The organism is Paenibacillus qinlingensis (genome assembly GCF_013204845.1).
GTDB lineage: Bacteria > Bacillota > Bacilli > Paenibacillales > NBRC-103111 > Paenibacillus_E > Paenibacillus_E qinlingensis.
The window spans coordinates 699627-715416 of the sequence record NZ_JABMKY010000002.1 but is presented as its reverse complement, the minus strand read 5'-3'; the positions used below and the strand labels follow the sequence as shown (position 1 = coordinate 715416).

General features: G+C 43.5%; 16 protein-coding genes. 13 read left to right on the top strand and 3 right to left on the bottom strand.

Annotated elements, in window-relative coordinates:
• Positions 1–263: 263 nt before the first annotated feature.
• The gene (locus HQN88_RS06620; protein WP_274318790.1) at positions 264–2249 is read left to right on the top strand and encodes a type IA DNA topoisomerase; all 1986 of its coding nucleotides are present in this window, start codon (positions 264–266) and stop codon (positions 2247–2249) included.
• A 20-nt stretch (positions 2250–2269) separates the two neighbouring features.
• Positions 2270–2965: a uracil-DNA glycosylase gene (locus tag HQN88_RS06615; RefSeq protein ID WP_173109425.1), complete on the top strand. Its 696-nt coding sequence runs from the start codon at positions 2270–2272 to the stop codon at positions 2963–2965.
• Positions 2966–3056: 91 nt separating this feature from the next.
• On the opposite strand, the gene HQN88_RS06610 is transcribed toward HQN88_RS06615, so the two are convergent.
• The gene (locus HQN88_RS06610) at positions 3057–3989 is read right to left on the bottom strand and encodes a zinc dependent phospholipase C family protein (RefSeq protein WP_173109424.1); all 933 of its coding nucleotides are present in this window, start codon (positions 3987–3989) and stop codon (positions 3057–3059) included.
• Positions 3990–4180: 191 nt separating this feature from the next.
• On the opposite strand from HQN88_RS06610, the gene HQN88_RS06605 reads away from it, so the two are divergent.
• A complete protein-coding gene (locus HQN88_RS06605) occupies positions 4181–6355 on the top strand; it encodes a PAS domain S-box protein (protein WP_173109423.1) in 2175 nt (724 codons plus the stop codon).
• Between the two features lie 74 nt (positions 6356–6429).
• On the opposite strand, the gene HQN88_RS06600 is transcribed toward HQN88_RS06605, so the two are convergent.
• Complete coding sequence (locus tag HQN88_RS06600; protein ID WP_173109422.1) at positions 6430–6660, bottom strand: hypothetical protein; 231 nt, start codon at positions 6658–6660, stop codon at positions 6430–6432.
• Between the two features lie 350 nt (positions 6661–7010).
• Here HQN88_RS06600 and HQN88_RS06595 point away from each other — a divergent pair, with 350 nt between their 5' ends.
• From HQN88_RS06595 to HQN88_RS06575, 5 genes are all read left to right on the top strand, one after another.
• On the top strand, positions 7011–7667 hold the full coding sequence (locus tag HQN88_RS06595; protein WP_173109421.1) for a deoxynucleoside kinase: 657 nt from the start codon (positions 7011–7013) through the stop codon (positions 7665–7667).
• Positions 7668–7791: 124 nt separating this feature from the next.
• Positions 7792–7944 carry a hypothetical protein gene (locus HQN88_RS06590; RefSeq protein ID WP_157276788.1) on the top strand — a complete coding sequence of 51 codons (153 nt, stop codon included), beginning with the start codon at positions 7792–7794 and terminating at the stop codon, positions 7942–7944.
• Between the two features lie 128 nt (positions 7945–8072).
• Positions 8073–8795 (top strand): copper homeostasis protein CutC, encoded by a 723-nt coding sequence (locus tag HQN88_RS06585; RefSeq protein ID WP_173109420.1) that lies wholly within the window; start codon positions 8073–8075, stop codon positions 8793–8795.
• Positions 8792–9784, top strand: coding sequence for an NAD-dependent epimerase/dehydratase family protein (locus HQN88_RS06580; RefSeq protein WP_173109419.1), 993 nt, complete (start codon positions 8792–8794; stop codon positions 9782–9784). The genes HQN88_RS06585 and HQN88_RS06580 overlap by 4 nt, the downstream gene beginning before the upstream one ends.
• An 87-nt stretch (positions 9785–9871) precedes the next feature.
• The gene (locus HQN88_RS06575) at positions 9872–10180 is read left to right on the top strand and encodes a DUF4870 domain-containing protein (protein ID WP_173109418.1); all 309 of its coding nucleotides are present in this window, start codon (positions 9872–9874) and stop codon (positions 10178–10180) included.
• 65 nt (positions 10181–10245) lie between these two features.
• Here the strand turns inward: HQN88_RS06575 and HQN88_RS06570 are convergent, their stop codons facing one another.
• A complete protein-coding gene (locus HQN88_RS06570) occupies positions 10246–11007 on the bottom strand; it encodes an MBL fold metallo-hydrolase (RefSeq protein ID WP_173109417.1) in 762 nt (253 codons plus the stop codon).
• A gap of 256 nt (positions 11008–11263) precedes the next feature.
• Here HQN88_RS06570 and HQN88_RS06565 point away from each other — a divergent pair, with 256 nt between their 5' ends.
• The 5 genes from HQN88_RS06565 to cyoD all read left to right on the top strand — a co-directional run bounded on the left by HQN88_RS06565 (position 11264) and on the right by cyoD (position 15672).
• The gene (locus tag HQN88_RS06565; RefSeq protein WP_056621159.1) at positions 11264–11524 is read left to right on the top strand and encodes a hypothetical protein; all 261 of its coding nucleotides are present in this window, start codon (positions 11264–11266) and stop codon (positions 11522–11524) included.
• 230 nt (positions 11525–11754) lie between these two features.
• Positions 11755–12723: a ubiquinol oxidase subunit II gene (gene cyoA, locus HQN88_RS06560; protein WP_173109416.1), complete on the top strand. Its 969-nt coding sequence runs from the start codon at positions 11755–11757 to the stop codon at positions 12721–12723.
• Between the two features lie 40 nt (positions 12724–12763).
• Complete coding sequence (locus tag HQN88_RS06555) at positions 12764–14734, top strand: cbb3-type cytochrome c oxidase subunit I (RefSeq protein ID WP_173109415.1); 1971 nt, start codon at positions 12764–12766, stop codon at positions 14732–14734.
• A complete protein-coding gene (gene cyoC / locus HQN88_RS06550; RefSeq protein WP_173109414.1) occupies positions 14734–15342 on the top strand; it encodes a cytochrome o ubiquinol oxidase subunit III in 609 nt (202 codons plus the stop codon). Before HQN88_RS06555 ends, cyoC begins: the two co-directional genes overlap by 1 nt.
• Entirely contained in the window at positions 15343–15672 is a 330-nt protein-coding gene (gene cyoD, locus HQN88_RS06545) for a cytochrome o ubiquinol oxidase subunit IV (RefSeq protein ID WP_173109413.1), read from the top strand.
• Positions 15673–15790 lie beyond the last annotated feature (118 nt).

Genomic DNA, 15790 nt, shown 5'->3' with positions numbered 1-15790 from the left:
TTTTGATTCTTCTTGAATCAAATGCAAATCTTTAGTTGTTCTTTATTTTTTTTGAATTAGCATTTATTACAGACATGATTTAAAATAAAATTTAAAAGTCTAAAAAAATGCTTGGAAATTGTTTTGATGTATAAATATTCATACTGATGAATATTAAATTTAAAATATTAAATTTTAATTTATTGAAAACGTGTAGTTTCGATGAAAATACTTATGCGCGAGTGAATACGTTGAATTTATTTTAAGTGAATATTACTGGTAGAGTGCGCGGTATCGGCAATTTCGATGAAAAATGCATATGCGAACTTTCCATTTGTGAGTACATTTTCTCCCTTATACAGCGGCATCTGGGGCTCAATCAGCCCGTTAAGCGGCTTTGGATTTCCGATTTAACGTCGGAAACGATACGCAATGGGTTCGCCACATTAAAGGATGGCGCCGAGTATGAGAACTTGACGCGCGCCGCGCGTTCTCGCAGTGAAGCGGATTGGCTAATTGGTATGAACGGATCACGTGCCTTTACGACGAAACATAATGTGTTACTATCGGTGGGACGTGTTCAAACGCCGGTGCTTGCACTGATTTATGATCGCCAAAAGCAAATCGAAGCATTTTCCTCCCTTAAATTTTACGAGTTGGAGGGACACTTCGCGCAAGGCGAAACTCCTTACCGAGGCATGTGGCAGGGTGAACGTTTTACGGATGGTGAGAAGGCGGCAGCACTTGCTGCAAAGGTAAAAGGGAAGCCCGCACGGATTCAGTCCTATGAGGTAAAAGAAACCAAAGAATTCCCATTTAAATTATATGATTTGACCTTGCTCCAACGTGAGGCGAATGGAAAATATGCTTTTTCGGCGAAGAAAACCTTGGATACGGCGCAAGCGTTGTATGAGAAGCACAAGGTTATTTCTTACCCAAGAACGAATTCCAACTATGTGACAGAGCAAAACATTCCGGACATGCACAAGGCGCTAAACGCTTTGCAAGGAACGGCTTATCATGACCTTGTACAAGGCGCGAATCGCAATCTTGTTCATATTAATAATAAATTTATTTGTAATCCAACCAAGGTTGAGGATCACCATGCCATTTTGCCTACGAATAAGAAAGCTTCAGGTCTAAGTCCGGATGAACAGAAATTGTACGATCTCATTGTCAGACGATTTCTTTCTCAGTTTTACCCGCCTGCTGCCTACAAAGTACACACCGTTATGACGGAAGTGGAACAAGAGCTTTTCAAGACAACCGTTAAAGAATTGTTGTCGCTAGGCTGGAAGGTTATTTACGCTGATCAGAAGAAAGAAAAGGCAAAGGCGACCAAAGGAAAAGACAAGGAAGACACGGAAGACGAAGAAGAGGTCGAAGTCAACGAGCCGTTCTCCATCGATGCGAATGGGGATGTGGCGTGTACAGATGCGATTGTGAAAGAGAAAGACACACAGCCACCTAAGCATTTTAACGAAGGCACCTTGCTGAAGGCGATGGAGAGCGCAGGGAAGCAGATTGAGGATGAAGAGCTCCGCGATGCGATGAAAGACTCCGGGCTTGGCACACCTGCGACGCGGGCAGCAACCATCGAACGCTTGAAGAAGGTTGGCTATATCGACATGCAGGGCAAGAAAATCATTTTGACCCAGAAGGGCAGGATGGTCGTTGAATTGATTCGCGGAGCGGGCATTGAACTGTTGACGTCACCTGAGATGACAGGGCAATGGGAGCGCAGATTGAACGAAATTTCCCGTGGTACCGCCTCGGATGACCAGTTTATGCACAATGTGAAGCGATTTGCAACGCTGATTGTTGATAAGGTACGCAAGCAAGCTAGAGCTTCGAAAACGGATTTCGAAGGCGAGAATGCACCAGAAGCAACTGGTAAACGTGGCTCAGCTTCAACGAAGACAGCGGCACGTGGGGAGGGTGCATCGAAAGCCCCTGCGAAGAAGCGAGTAACAGCTGCTAAACCGGCAGGGGACGGCGCGAGTACGTTCATTGCAACCTGTCCTAGACCTGGCTGCGGCGGCTCCCTCTTTATGGGGCGAAAAGGCTATGGCTGTTCGCATTATAAGGAAGGCTGCTCCTTCGTTATTTGGAAGGAAAGCTTCGGTCGAAGCTTAACGGACACACAAGTACAAGCGCTTGTTCAAAAAGGGAAAACAACAAAGCTGAAGCTTGTTTTAGCAGATGGTACAGAAACAGATGGGAAGATTGTGTTGAAGGACGTTGCTACGGGTGCACTTGGTACGGAATGAACACATGGGGGATCTAAGTTGTGAAGCGATTATCGAACGATTGGTTGACGGTATTGGCAGAAGAATTTCAAGCACCTTACTTTAAGGCGCTACAACAGTTTCTGCAGGAAGAGTATGCGCAGCAAACGATCTATCCACCGGAGGATGAAGTGTTTCGTGCGCTGGAATGGACGTCCTTTGCGGATACGAAGGTTGTGATACTGGGACAAGATCCTTATCATGGAAGCGGTCAAGCTCATGGGCTTAGTTTCTCTGTGAAACCAGGGATTGCAATCCCTCCTTCGCTAAGGAATATATACAAAGAACTAGCGTCAGATCTCCACTGTGCCGTGCCTGATCATGGTTGTTTGAAAGCATGGGCAGAACAAGGCGTTCTGTTGTTGAATACGGTATTAACCGTTCGTGAGGCGCTGCCTAACTCGCATAAGGGAATGGGATGGGAAAGATTCACGGATAGGATCATACAAGCGTTGAGTGCACGTGAAAAGCCTGTCATTTTCCTGCTTTGGGGAAGTCACGCTCAGGCCAAACAAACTTTGATCGACACCACTCGACATGTAATCATCACATCGGCTCATCCAAGCCCGCTATCGGCATATCGAGGATTTTTTGGGAGCAAGCCTTTTTCTAACATCAATACCGTGCTGAATCGACTTGAAATGACAGGGATCGACTGGGAAATCACGAATAGTAGACATAACGAAAACCATGAATGACATCATTCATGGTTTTTTGCATTTCTATAGACCTAAACCGACACTCTGAGACGAATAGTATATATAGACTATGTAAAGATTGCCTGCCATTCTATAGAATAGGTTGCACATAAGTAATTGGCAAGTGGAGCTCGCAAGGCTTACCTGTTTCGTAGGAACGATTCCCAAGGACATCACGGAAGGTGTCGTAATCAGCCGCGGTACCCCGTTGTAAGACTTGGATCGCTGCTTCGAGCACAAGTTTTGCATCACTCATTGCGGTGTCCAATAACTCCCATACACTATAGGTATAAGTTTCATTGCTATCCGTTGGACAGTTCCAAGTCGTCTTGGCTTCGTTAAAATAATCGCGAGGAGCGGGATGCTTCGTATAAACCAACGGTGAGATTTGACCAAATGTCAATACTCGTTTGATTCCTCGTGGATCATGAAATAACCGTTGTGCTCGGATCATGTCATAGTAGGCGGCGTCCCAATCGGAATCCTGCATGTGCGAGGCGATATCTGGGTAATGGATTGCGGTTGCCGCGGTGAGAGCCGGTACGATGCCTAAGGGGAACTTATCACCTACATATATTTCTTTCCATACTGGTGTTTTCCAAGTTTGAATATCTCGCTCATGCTTGGCGTAAATGGTATCCATGATGATTTCAAATCGTTGATGATCCCATTTCTTGAAACCAGATTTATAGAACACATAAGGATGTAAATTGCGATCTAAAATATGGTGTGTCAGAAAACCGAGAACATAGAGAACCGCAGGGTTGTACAGACCGCGTCCTTGCACCTGTCGAACTAGTTCAAGTAAAAAGGGTCCACAGGCATCTTTGTGCATGAGACTACCAAGTGCATTTAATTTCTTGTCTTTTTGCCAAGGTAGAAAGTTGTGGTAAAAAAGAAAATCAGGTCCTTGGCAACCAAGTGAAAAAATGTGCCGCTGCTGTTTATCGTTTAGAACCGAAGTATGACCTAGTTCGTTCATAACTTTTTGTCCGAAGATTAAATGAGTCCAAATATTGGGCAAGGGAGCATCCTCCTACAACTTGAGATGAAGAATATTGAACCTTTCCATTCTATCATAATGACGGAAACCAAGGGCATATTTCGTGAACAATTTCTATCCATAAGGCTCTAAGTGCAGGATTGTTAATGGCATTGTCGAATCTATCAAACGGTGAGGATCACCATCTAAGCATGTACCCTGGGGGAAAATATATGAATAATCAATCGGAAATGGAGCCATCGTTCAATGCGATTTTTGAATTTACCACAATGGGAATGGCTCTGATTTCGCTTGAGGGTCATTGGTTGAGAATGAATCGCAGTTTGTGCGACATCGTCGGCTACTCGGAGCGGGAGCTCCTTACAACGCAAATGAAGTCGTTATTAGAACCGAATCAAGTGCGTCTCATAGATCGGATCATGAAGAACTTACTTGGTGGAGAATTACCTGTATTTCAAGAAAACATCTCTATCTTACATAAGGATTTATCTGTACTATACGTCGACTGGCGGATGTCAGTCATGCGAGATATAGACAACACGCCTCAGGCATTCATTGTTCAAATGAAGGTCGTCTCCCAACAGTCTGACATGGAGAGAAAACTGGCGGAAAGCGAACAGCGCTATAAATCTTTAATTGAGCATAACCCCGCAGGTATTCTGACTTGTGACATCCATGGACGCATTCAAGGTGTTAATCCAGCCATGGAAAGGATTCTAGGATACTCGGAAAATGAATTAATCGCACAATATATCCACCACATTTTTCTGCAAAATAATACGAGACTAGATGCTGCTGCTGGCATACTGATGCAAAATGATAATTATATGTTGGTGTTCCAACAAGAGAGTGGGGAACGAATTGAATTAGGTGTCAAAAATGTTCCCATCATTGTAAATGATAAACTGGACGGTTTGTATTTAATCGCAAAAGATATCACACAATTCAATCGTGACCGAGAATCATTGCGAATCGCACAACAGGATCTCCATGACACTGTACGAAGACAACAAGGGATGACTTTAAAGTTTAGAAAAATAAATGGAAATTTCATCCATACCCTTTGTGACGGTGAGTTGCTTTATCGTTTGGGTTTTAAACCAATACACATTTTAGGGAATACACTGCATGATATTTGGCCAGCCTTTTTGGCCAGTTCTATAGAAGCTTATTACCATCGAGCGTGGAATGGCGAAGAAAACGTGATGTTTGAAACGACTTTCCGAGGGATTACGTACCTTACTTCCTTGCGACCTATTATGGAGAATGAGCGCATGGTAGAAGTTATCGGCTCGTGCGTAGATATTACGGAACGTAAGAGGATGGAGACAGAGCTCAGAGAAACGAAGGAGCTTTTGGAATCTGTTATTAATAACACCTCTGACGCAATTTGTGTGCTGGATTTGAATGAGCGAGTGATTTCAATCAATGCGGCGCATGAGCATATTTTTGGCTGGAGTCAAGCGGAGTTGGCCCATCGTACATTACCGATTTATCCGGAGCATTTGGAAAATGAACGCAAAGAGATGTATAACGAACTGCGTCAAGGGAAGCAAATATCGGGGATGGAATCGGTTCGTCTTCGTAAGGATGGTCAATTAATTGATGTAAGTATAACGAAAACGCCCATTATGAATGAAAAAGGGGATATTTTCGGATTCGCAGGAATTACAAGAGATATTACAGAACGCAAGCAAACGGAGGAACTACTCCGAAAATCGGATAAATTGTCCGTTGCAGGTCAGCTCGCGGCGGGACTAGCACATGAAATTAGGAACCCGCTTACCTCACTGCGAGGATTCTTACAATTGCTTCAACATGATCTGAGAGATAAGAAGCATTATTTTGACATCATGTTATCGGAGTTGGATCGCATCAATTTCATTGTAAGTGAATTCCTAGTGATCGCTAAACCGGAAGCCATAACGTATAAAAAAAGTGATCTAGTGACGATCTTGCAATCGGTCATTGCCCTTCTGGATACGCAAGCCGTACTCTGTAATGTAGAACTTGTATTGGAATTCCAAACGGATATACCTGAAATTACGTGTTCGGAAATGCATTTGAAGCAATTATTCATCAATCTGATCAAAAATGCGATGGAAGCTATTCCAAAGGACGGTCAAATTAAATTAATAGTTTCCTTGCACGGGGATGATCAGATTAGAGTTCGAACACAAGATAATGGATGTGGGATACCGAAGGAACGATTGAAACAGCTAGGGGAACCCTTTTATACGACGAAAGAGAAGGGGACTGGCTTAGGTTTAATGATGTGCTTCAAGATTGTAGAAGCACACAAGGGAACCATGGAGATCCAGAGTCAAGTGGGGTATGGGACGACAATCGATGTGTTCTTGCCTACTTATTCTAAGGAGCCTATATGAGTTGCTTGCATTGTTCATGATGAGAAGCTGAAAACCGCCGACGGGTTGAACCGGTAACGGCGGTTTTCTCATTTCTAGAAAGCAATGCTAAATTCCGAGGTTTCTCTTGAATACCATGTGGAAATAGTGGCGTTTTTTTCATTGTAAACTTGTACATGATCTGGCGTGTATTTGACGATAATCCCTGTAGTTATTTGGTAATAAACGCCTAGTTGATCAAGTGACCATACGTACACAGGCGTTTTCGTTAGGGCAGCAGTAAATAATTCTAAATCTGTATCTAGTAGCTTTGTTCCGTAAATCATCGATACACCTCTGTCATATGGATAGTTGTAAGGCACTTATAAATAGGGACAGTATGGCAAATGAAATCATCACACGTGTTCAACTTTTTTTTTGCGGTGTTCTGATTTTTCGCTAAGAACCATGCTTTTTTTACTCGTTACTTTGAGGATTTCCTAAAATATGTAGAATATGAGTAATTGATGCTCGGAATTTTGCAAGTATTGTAATTGAGCGAATTATCAATGAAGAGGAAGTCCGCGATAAGGAAAAAAAAGAGGGTTCCCTAGCGTTTGAATTCCTTGTATAATAGGTAAGCTTTGCTGAATTGACAGTAGGTAAATTATGATTGGGTAGAAGGAGAAAGGGGTCAATGGCAGTGATTGTGGTTGGGGGAATGATCGGTCTTGGTAAGACATCTGTATCCACTTTACTAGGACAAGAACTAAATTCGAATGTTTACTATGAGAGTGTCGATGATAATCCAATATTACCGCTATTTTACACAGCATCACCGGAAGAAATCGAAAAGCATCGGTATCCGTTTTTGCTGCAATTACACTTTTTAAATACACGTTTTAAGGCCATTAAACAGGCGTTAGTACATAACCGAAATGTACTGGATAGAAGTATTTATGAAGATTGGTATTTTGCCAAGGTGAACCGTGAGCTAGGGCGTATTTCACAATTGGAATTTGATGTATATGAAGGTTTGGCTGATAACATGATGTCAGAGTTGGCGGAGCTGCCAAAGAAGGCGCCTGATCTGATGGTCTATTTGAAGGCTTCCTTCGAAACCGTTATGTACCGCATTGGTCTTCGTGGCCGCAGCTTTGAGCAGGATCAATCCTTGGTCGATTATTATCGCAAGTTGTGGTCAGGCTACGACGACTGGGTCATGAATCATTATCATGCGTCTGAAGTTCTTATCGTTGATATGGACCGGATTGATGTCGTTAACCGCGCAGCTGATGCAGCACAGCTGGTCCAAGAGGTTCGTACCAAGTTATCTGATTTGGCCATCGTATAAATGCTTTAAGCGAAATTTGTCGAAATGTCGAAAAGACCCCCTCAAACCTGAGGGGGTCTTTCGAATGATATAGTAGAAAATGAATTCAACGTTGTAATCCTAGAAAGCGAAGGTGATGATATTGTTGTTTATCGTATGTTACAAAGGCAAGCCTATGAGTGCACCACTGCCGAAATTAGCAGCAACGGAGAAAATGTTGAAGCTTAGTCGTTCATTTGCCAATCTTGAGCTCGTCGAAGTGCATCAACAACAATGGCAAACTGCTGCGAATATTTAGGACTCTACATATCCCACTGCGTAACCACAACTCCTTAATCGAATCGATTAATGGAGTTTTTTGTGTTGTCCACTTTGTGTTAGAGTGAGAGTGGGAATTATATATCGAATGTGGAGGTAGTTCGAAACATGCTACTGGAAGTTATTGCGACTACGTTGCAAGACGCCTTGCGGGCTGAAGCTGGCGGCGCAGATCGGATTGAACTTGTTGCAGATTTGCAACAAGGTGGATTAACCCCCGATATAGAGCTCGTTAAGGAAATCATAACTGCTGTGAAAATTCCAGTGCACGTGATGATTCGTCCACATGCTCGGTCATTTCATATGTCCGAGGCTGACATCGCAACTATGCTCACTTCGATCGAAAGCGCGGAGCAAGCTGGAGCCAGTGCTCTTGTATTAGGTGTGTTGACACCTGATCGGAAGATTGATCGCCATAATCTTGATATTCTGTTAGCGGCTTCATCTTTACCTGTGACTTTTCATCGTGCCTTTGACGAAATTAAACAACAAACGGAAGCGTTGTCACTGCTATTGTCTTATCAACAAATTCAATCCGTGCTCACATCGGGAGGCGCCGCAAGTGCGCTTCATGCTGTTGAGCAGATACGGTTACTAACGGCGCTTACCCGCGGCAGTCACGTAAACATCTTGCCAGGCGGTGGGCTCACGCTTGACAGTTTGACTTCATTTGTCCAAGGCACTGGGGTGCAGAGTGTCCACTTAGGCACAGCTGTAAGAGAAAATGGAACTGTGAGTGGTGCAGTGGAAGAAGAGAAGGTAAGAAAAGCGAGAATCATGTTAGATGAGATCATTCAAGTAAATCCGGAGGGGGGTGGAAGTGACGAATGAATATTCTAATCCTTGGCGGAACCAAATTTCTAGGTAGAGCAATGACGGAAGCGGCACTCACGAATGGGCACGAAGTAACATTGTTCCATCGCGGACTTCATGATGCTGCTGCATTCCCTCATGTTCAACACATTCTAGGTGATCGGAATACCGACCTCGCTAAACTGCAGGGCAGGGAATGGGATGCAGTCGTTGATACAAGCGGTTATGAGCCAGAGTCTGTGATGGCAGCATCGGAGATATTGAAAAAGCATGCGAAACACTACACATTTATTTCTACCATTTCTGCGTACGCGGATTTAAAGCAGGTACAATTAGATGAAACGGCAGCCGTGTTATCGCTTGAGGAGGCAGCAGATCCTGGACAGCGCTACGGGGCGCTGAAAGCGCAATGTGAACAGGTAGTCCAAGCGGCATTTCCAAGTGGAGCGCTTATTCTTCGTCCTGGTCTCATCGTTGGGCCGTATGACGCCTCAGACCGATTCACCTACTGGCCAGCACGCTTTCAACGAGGCGGTGATGTGTTAGTTCCTCTGCCCAAAGAGCGGAAACTTCAATTCATTGACGTGCGTGACCTCGCAGCGTGGACGATAGGTCTGATTGAACAAGGCGTAACGGGAACCATTCATGCAAGTGGAAGTGACTATTCAATGGAAGAGGTTGTGGAAGCGTGCAGATCTAACGACAATGCTATAGAGACGACACTTACTTGGGTACCGGAAGAGTTCTTAATCGAACAAGAAGTTGGCCCATGGATGGAGTTGCCGCTCTGGCTGCCCAGCGACAATTTGATCGGTATGTTGCAGTTGAACAATGCGAAAGCCTTCAATTCAGGTTTAACGACGAGAGCGCTCGTTGATACTGTGAAAGATACACGGGCATGGGATCAGAGTCGAGGCGCTGAAATTGTGCGGCTCGCTGGATTAAAACCTGAGCGAGAAAAACAATTACTCAAGGATTGGAAAGAACGGAAAGCCGGTCAAAAATAATTTGAGATTTGTCCAATAGGTAGATGAATAGCTGCTGGAATTTGAATATAATGGAAGAGTAAACTCTGAGAAGAAGAGGTGCTATCCATGTACGATTCCACAGATATTCAAAGTAACAAAGGTATGGCGATTCTTGCGTACATTTTGTTTTTCATCCCGTTAATCGCGGCGAAGGAATCCAAGTTTGCGTGGTACCATGCCAACCAAGGACTCACTTTGTTTTTGTCCTGGGTCATCGTGAATGTTGTGCTCGGCATTATCCCGTTCATTGGTTGGATCCTTCAGCCGATTGCTAACTTGGCTTTGGTGATTTTGGCTGTGCTGGGCATTGTTGCGGCAGCGCAAGGTCAAGTTAAACCTCTTCCTATTATCGGCAGCTATACACTCCTGAAGTAGAACGTACATAATAGCAAGGGCTGACTTCCTGTAGATCAACTACGGTTAGTCAGCCCTTTTTTCATTCACTTAGCTTCTATCGTATGTACGATTTCAGCGATTCGTCGATTCGCATTATCAGTGATTAAGCCGCCGTGGTAACAAAGAACCTTTTCAATATCGAATTGCAAATATTTACGTAATGATTGCAAGGCTAAGGGATAGTCAGAGCAATAAGCTGGTATCGGTCCCTGAAGCTCACCTTCAGCGACAACCATGGAATCCGCGGCGATTAATGTTTTGCTTTTTATATGATAGAGACTCATGTGACCTGGCGTATGGCCAGGCGTAAGGATGACAACAATCCCACCACATCTGTCGATGACCTGACCATCTTCCAAAATAGTGTCAACCGGTGCTTTCGGCGGATTCTCAAGGTTACGTCGAAACGCGTCTCGCCACTCTGGGGACGTGTCAGCAGGTAAATTCGCAACTGCACGTTCAATGGATGCGGGGGTTACTTTAATTAACATTTTATCACCTTGAATATAAGGCTTTTCTAGTTCAGAAGCGAACACTTCAAGGGGATGTGAAGAATCTTCGAGAAGCGAAGGTAAACCTCCGATATGATCGATATCTTGATGTGTAATGATGATGGAATCCAAAGTTGATGCAACAACGCCTATGTCTTCAAATGCTTTATGTAGGAGTGGTAGTGTGCCAGGGTAGCCAGTATCAACAAGTATAGCTCCAAGCTCATCAGCGAACAGGGCAAGATGAATCACGTTGATTCGACCCATTAGTGAAACAGATAGGTCAACGGAATAAAGTCCATCAGAAATTTGCATGCGAAACCCTCCAATATGGAATGATAAATGTGAAAAGTCATGGAATTATCATATTCATTGGGATCTTCTGTGTCAACAAAATATTAAATTATAACACAATATCGATGAAAAGTCAATGCTATTTTTTGATTTGCAATTACTTAGTGAAATTTTGTCCAAATTTTGATCATCGTGTGAATAAAATATGAACAAAAACGAATTTTTGTGTTATACTAGTTTTAAAGCACTTACATTTAAGTCAGGAGTGGTGATGATAATGTCAAATAGAGCCGTGTCCGTAAATTCCGTTGAGCGTGTTGAACGAGATGTGATGCCGTTAGTGAAATTAATGACTTTTGCCGCGTGGGCGTTGCTTGCTATAGGTTTAGTACTTAGCTTAGTAAGTTTAGAAAGTTTCAGTGATCGCAATACAACGTTAATGGTTGGTATTGGTTTCATGGTCGGTAGTGTCCACATTTATGTGATTCGTACCGCTATTCATTTGGTACATTCTCGCAATGTTTCCAAGAGTGAATGAGAACGAGGGTTCGAAGGAATACTATGCAAGCCTTTCAAGTTTAATACTTGGAAGGCTTTTTGCTGTTCATATTTTTCCAGCAGAGTCAACAAACGTTCTGTGACATTTGTTTTACATTACTACGTCGAACCGTTGACGTATTTGTTAAGTTGACTCTGTGATGGTGTACTTTGCCCTACAAGATGATATGTTGATAACAGGTAGGATTTGTTGATTGGGAGGTTAAGTGGATGAAGAAGAGAAAGCTTGTACAAGCAGGAATGCTCTTCATGATGGTCGCCATCATCTTAGTACTTTCTGGCTGCAGCCAAGCTATGGTGTTGGATCCTAAAGGACCCGTTGGTGCAGAGCAGAGAGATTTAATTGTGATTGCAACTATTTTGTGTGGGGTAATCCTCGTTCCAGTTCTTGTACTTACGGGTTGGATTGTGTGGCGATATCGCGATAGCAAAAGCAATAAGGCATCGTATAAACCGAATTGGTCTCACAGCACCTCGCTTGAAATTGTTTGGTGGGCTGTGCCGATCATCATTATTGTCACATTAGCTGTGGTTACGCTGAAGTACACTTACGCTTTGGAGCCGTCAAAACCATTGAAGTCGGATAAAGAACCGATTACCATTCAAGTGACTTCACTAGATTGGAAATGGTTGTTTACCTATCCAGAGCAAGGGATTGCCACTGTGAATTATTTGCAAATTCCAGAGGACACACCAATTAAATTTGAGCTCACTTCGGATGCGCCAATGAACTCATTCTGGATTCCACAATTAGGCGGGCAGATTTATACGATGTCAGGCATGGCGATGACGTTGTATTTGCAAGCGGATGAGATCGGCCATTATTTCGGAACTGGAGCGAATTTCAGTGGTGAACATTTCGCAGACATGACGTTTGACGTAAATGCGACTTCGCGAGAAGATTTTGATTCGTTTATTGCGAAGACCAAGAAAGTCCCTACGAAATTAACTAAAGAAGGCTACGAAGAATTAGCATTGCCAGGTAAGTCTGGTGTGAGATATTTCTCAGAGGTTCCAGATGGACTTTTCGAACAAATCGTAACGAAATATACGAATGGCCAGCCTGTTCACAATGGTCACGGTGCTAGTCATGAAAGTAAAGATTCAAAGGATATTAAGAAAGAAAGCTCCATGGACCATTCGCAAATGGATCATAGTCAAATGAATATGTCGAAGTAAATAGTGATAGATCAGAGTTTTATGAAAGGGAGATCTGCTCATGCTGGATAAAATTAAAGATTTTGCATCCGAGTTTTTCGTAACGGGCGATCCCATGATTCTGGGAGCCCAGGTTAGTATCGGGCTCTCGCTAGTAGCCATGGTATTCGTACTCACGTTCTTCCGAAAATGGGGTTGGCTTTGGCGGGAATGGTTGACTAGCGTCGATCATAAACGAATTGGGATTATGTATATTATTTGTTCATTAATGATGTTATTCCGCGGTGGTGTAGATGCGCTTCTAATGAGGCTGCAGCTAGCCATTCCGGATAGCCAGTTCTTACAGCCAGATCACTATAATCAAATTTTTACAACGCACGGTGTCATCATGATTTTGTTCATGGCGATGCCACTCATGTTTGGTTTATTCAACATTGTTGTTCCTCTGCAAATCGGAGCGCGCGATGTCGCGTACCCATTCTTGAACTCACTGAGTTTCTGGATGTTCTTCTGGGGCGCTATGTTATTCAATGTCTCATTCGTTATCGGTGGTTCACCAGATGCAGGATGGCTCAGCTATCCGCCGCTATCCGAATTGTCACATAGCCCAGGAGTGGGCCAGAACTTCTACATTTGGGGCATTCAAATTTCAGGTATCGGGAGTTTGGCAACAGGGATTAACTTCATTGTGACCATTTTGAAAATGCGTACACCTGGTATGAAGTTGATGAAAATGCCGATGTTTACGTGGTCCGTATTTTCAAGCTGTATTATGATTATCTTTGCTTTTCCAATCTTGACAGTTACACTAGCGTTACTATTCTTGGACCGCTTCTTTGGCGCCCATTTCTTCACCTTAGATGGTGGCGGCAATCCGATGATGTATATCAACTTAATTTGGATGTGGGGACACCCTGAGGTTTATATCGTGGTGATACCAGCCTTCGGTATTTTCTCCGAGATCGTATCAACCTTCTCGAAAAAGAAACTATTCGGTTACAAATCGATGGTATTCGCGATGTTGATCATCAGCTTATTATCCTTCTTTACCTGGGCACATCACTTCTTTACGATGGGTTCCGGCGCGGATGTGAATGCATTCTTCGCGATAAGTACAATGTTAATTGCTATTCCTACAGGAGCAAAAGTATTTAACTGGCTCTTCACGATGTTCCGGGGGAAAATTCGCTTTACGACGCCGATGCTATGGACAATCGCCTTTATTCCATGTTTCGTTGTTGGGGGGATGACAGGAGTACTGTTATCTGTCGCTCCAGCTGATTTCCAATTCCATAATAGTTACTTCCTCATTGCCCATTTCCATCAAGTTCTTATTGGTGGTGTAGCATTCGGATATTTCGCAGGTCTTTACTACTGGTGGCCGAAAATGTTCGGCTTTAAGCTGAATGAACATTTAGGCAAATGGGCGTTCTGGGTGTGGAACATCGGTTTCTATGTCTGTTTCATGCCGCAATACTTCCTAGGTTTAGACGGAATGACGCGTCGTACCTACACGTATAGCTGGGATATGGGCTGGGGCCCGCTTAACATGGTTTCAACCGTCGGTGGTTTCTTAATGGGTCTTGGTTTCATTTTCCAAGTATGGCAAATTGCTCACTCCATTAAGTTTAGAGAACAAGATGTGACTGGCGATCCGTGGGATGCACGTACACTGGAATGGTCCATTCCTTCACCAGCACCACTGTACAACTTTGCTGTGCTGCCTAAAGCAGAAGTCGCTGACGCTTGGTGGGAAGAGAAGCAAGCGACAGGTAAGAAACAACCTAAACCAACTACCTATGAACCGATTCATATGCCTAAAAACTCAGCAATTCCGTTTATTATATCGCTGTTATGGTTTTTTGCGGGCTTCGGATTCGTCTGGGATTGGATGTGGCTAACCATTCCAGCATTAATTGGTGTTGCCATCTGTATGATTGCTCGTTCCTTCAGCTATGATACGGATTACTATATTCCAGCGGATGAAGTGAAGAAGACGGAAGACGCCGCTTGGAAAGGAGTGAAGGTGTAATGGCACACGCAGCTGCACATGGTGCACATGAACATGATCATGAGCAAGAGCATGAATCGCTCAAAACGTTCGGTTTTTGGATATTTCTAATCACTGACGTGATTTTATTCGGCTCGTTATTTGCAACCTATATCGTTCTTCATCAAAATACGAATGGCGGACCTACTCCGGAAGAGTTATTTAAGATGCCGGGAATTATTGCGGAAACCTTCATTTTGCTTACAAGTAGTTTTACTAGTGGTTTAGCTGTACTGGGTATGCACAAAGGAAATCTGAAGCAATTAATCGGTTGGTTGATCGTGACCGTGATATTAGGAGCATCATTCGTTGGACTAGAGCTCTCAGAATTCATTACCATGGTTAACCATGAGGGAGCAACCATCAGTACGAGTGCTTTCCTATCGGCTTTCTTCACCTTAGTTGGCACACACGGTTTGCACGTTTCCGTTGGTCTACTTTGGATGATTGGTCTAATATTTCAATTGAAGCGCCGCGGGATCACAACAGTTACAAAACGTAAAGTAGAGATCATTTCCTTGTATTGGCATTTCCTAGATGTCGTTTGGATCTTCGTCTTTACAGTCGTCTATCTTATGGGGGTGATGTAAGTGAGCCAACCACATACAGAATCTCATAGCAATCACGGGTCGCATGGATCATTGAAATCGTATATTATCGGTTTTGCGTTATCTATCATTCTGACCATCATTCCACTCGTTGTTGTCATGAACCATATGCTTGGGAAAACAGGCACGTTAGTATTAATTTTATTGATGGCCGTTCTGCAATTTGGTGTGCAGCTGTTCTTCTTCATGCATGTCAAAGAAGGTGAGAATGCACGGTGGAACATCATGGCGCTGTTATTTGGTCTAGTTATTCTAGTAACCATCGTAGCAGGTTCCATCTGGATCATGACCTATAATACGGTCGCGCATTAAATAGTTAATAGCATGAATGAAAGGACGTTCTTAGCCTTCTTTATCGAGGCTGAGGGCGTCTTTTTTCAATTGATGGCTTACGTTGATTGGAATACCCGGAAAAAGGGTTGTCTTTCCA